Annotated in this window: 3 protein-coding genes and 1 pseudogene; 1 reads left to right on the plus strand and 3 read right to left on the minus strand. The window is 37.5% G+C overall.

Annotated elements, in window-relative coordinates; genetic code table 11:
* A pseudogene (locus tag BUB05_RS17495) lies at window positions 1–91 on the minus strand (UDP-glucose 6-dehydrogenase); the annotation flags it as partial.
* A 1-nt stretch (window position 92) separates the two neighbouring features.
* Window positions 93–1,103: a GDP-mannose 4,6-dehydratase gene (locus tag BUB05_RS17500; protein WP_073050971.1), complete on the minus strand. Its 1,011-nt coding sequence runs from the start codon at window positions 1,101–1,103 to the stop codon at window positions 93–95.
* Between the two features lie 125 nt (window positions 1,104–1,228).
* On the opposite strand from BUB05_RS17500, the gene BUB05_RS17505 reads away from it, so the two are divergent.
* A complete protein-coding gene (locus BUB05_RS17505) occupies window positions 1,229–1,459 on the plus strand; it encodes a hypothetical protein (protein WP_073050974.1) in 231 nt (76 codons plus the stop codon).
* Window positions 1,460–1,710: 251 nt separating this feature from the next.
* Here BUB05_RS17505 and BUB05_RS17510 read toward each other — a convergent pair.
* Window positions 1,711–2,208: DUF4301 family protein (locus tag BUB05_RS17510; protein ID WP_139258072.1), on the minus strand; the 498-nt coding region annotated here is incomplete at its 5' end.

Here is a 2,208-nt window from a genome sequence, read left to right on the forward strand (position 1 = left end):
TAATATCACATGCTATTACTTCATTGTTCTGTGCCAGTAGAATTGCATTAGACAATCCTACATATCCCGTTCCCGCTATTGTAATCTTCATTCTACTTGTCTCCACCTACCTTGTAATATTCCCTGTACCACTTGGCAAATCTATCAAGTCCCTCATCAAGACTTGTACTAGGCTTGAATCCGAAATCCTTCTCAAGCGCAGACACATCAGCATAAGTCTGATAAACATCGCCAGGCTGCATTGGAAGTAGTTCCTTCTCTGCTTCACGGTCAATGATTCCGTATTTCATCAGTTTCTGTTCCAGTGTATTCACAAAGTCCATAAGACTCTCAGGACTGTTGTTCCCGATATTGTAGACCTTGTATCTGATCCCGTCTTCATTTGGCTCAGGCGCCTTGTTCATCACATTAACCACACCGGTTACAATGTCATCAATATATGTGAAGTCACGGTACATGTCTCCGTAATTATATATCTGAATCTTCTCACCCTTGACCAGCTTGTTCGTGAATTTGAAATATGCCATATCTGGTCTTCCTGCAGGTCCGTAAACAGTAAAAAACCTAAGCCCCGTTGCAGGAATATCATAGAGCTTTGAATATGCATGTGCCATAAGCTCATTTGACTTCTTAGTGGCTGCATATAGTGACACCGGATTATCCACCTGGTCTTCAGTGGCATATGGGACCTTCTTGTTGGACCCATAAACAGATGAAGACGATGCATAAACCAAATGCTCCACTGGATAATTACGACATGCTTCTAAAATATTGAAGAATCCAATAAGGTTTGAATCAATATAAGCCTGAGGATTATCAATTGAATATCGGACTCCTGCCTGGGCTGCCAGGTTAACGACAATTTCCGGCTTGTATTTTTCAAATATTGAATCAACAGCCTGTTTATCTGCCAAATCGCCCTTGATAAAGGTAAAGTTTTCATGTGATTCAAGCTGTGATAATCGGTATTCTTTCAGTTTGACATCATAGTAATCATTTACGTTGTCAAAGCCAATTATTTTATTGTCTGAAACAAGAGCTTGTGATAAGTTTGATCCGATGAATCCTGCAGCTCCTGTGATTAATATTGTTTTCATTTTCATAGTTCCCCTTTATTATGCTAATTTTACAAATCCATCAACACGTTGAATTTCCAACAATTTACCAATATTTCAATAAGTTATAAAGTTATATGGCAGGCACCAAGAGCTAGGTTCTCCAGAGGCTCTTGGAATACAAGCTGTCAAAGGCAGGTATTGATTTGTCAACGCATGAGATATTGAATGGACTGGCTGATTTTGAGATTGATGAGATTGACTACAAGGTTGACAAGCTGTATATGATTTCAGATAAACGATTTGAAAGCAACATAAACAAGGAAATATTCAAGTTCAAACAAAATGTTTTATTGACTAATGAGTTTTCAAAAGCATTAAAAAAATGTAGTGATTTTTCATGAAAACACAAAAGTGCTGTAATCGTCTATTTTAAATGATTACAGCACTTTTTTTATTGATTTTCGTTCCGAAGTCGGGTTATAACACCTGAATGGCTATTTATCAATTCAAACATCAAATTTCTGATACTAATATAAAAAATATTCAACAACTCATATCAATAATTTATTCTTTATACTGCCTCTTTCCTGCTCAAACATTTTGATAAATCATTTATAAAATCACTGAAATGAAATCAATTATAACCTTTACTTTACCTCTTCTCCCTATGCCCGTCCCGCAACAAATCATTAACCGTCTTCACAGGATTAAAAGTTGAAAGAGGAACCTCCACAAACAAAGTATTCCAATTATGCATTGCACCATTCCAGAGCCCTGGATGTTCAAGAGCCTTAAGCTTCCTGCCCTTGTAAGTCTTCTCGCTTATGAAATATCTTTCCCTGTTAACAAAATCCACAAGATTAAATTTCTCACCCCTGTAATCCTTTATGAAGCAGACCAGATCAACGGGATTGAAAAACTGGGATGACTCAAGAATACTCCTCTTCTCTTCATCATTCAATTCAATCTCCGACTTTTCACAGATCTGCAAATCAGTATAGCTTCCATTGTCCACCACAAATGGTCCTCCACCGGGTTCTCCCTGGTTTTTCACCATTCCACAAACCCTAAGAGGTCTGTTCAGCAAAGACAATGCAGTGTCCTTTGTTAATTCATCCTTCCAGACAATATTAAGTTTTTCCTTCAGGAA

The sequence above is a fragment of the Dethiosulfatibacter aminovorans DSM 17477 genome (assembly GCF_900142005.1).
GTDB lineage: Bacteria > Bacillota > Clostridia > Tissierellales > Dethiosulfatibacteraceae > Dethiosulfatibacter > Dethiosulfatibacter aminovorans.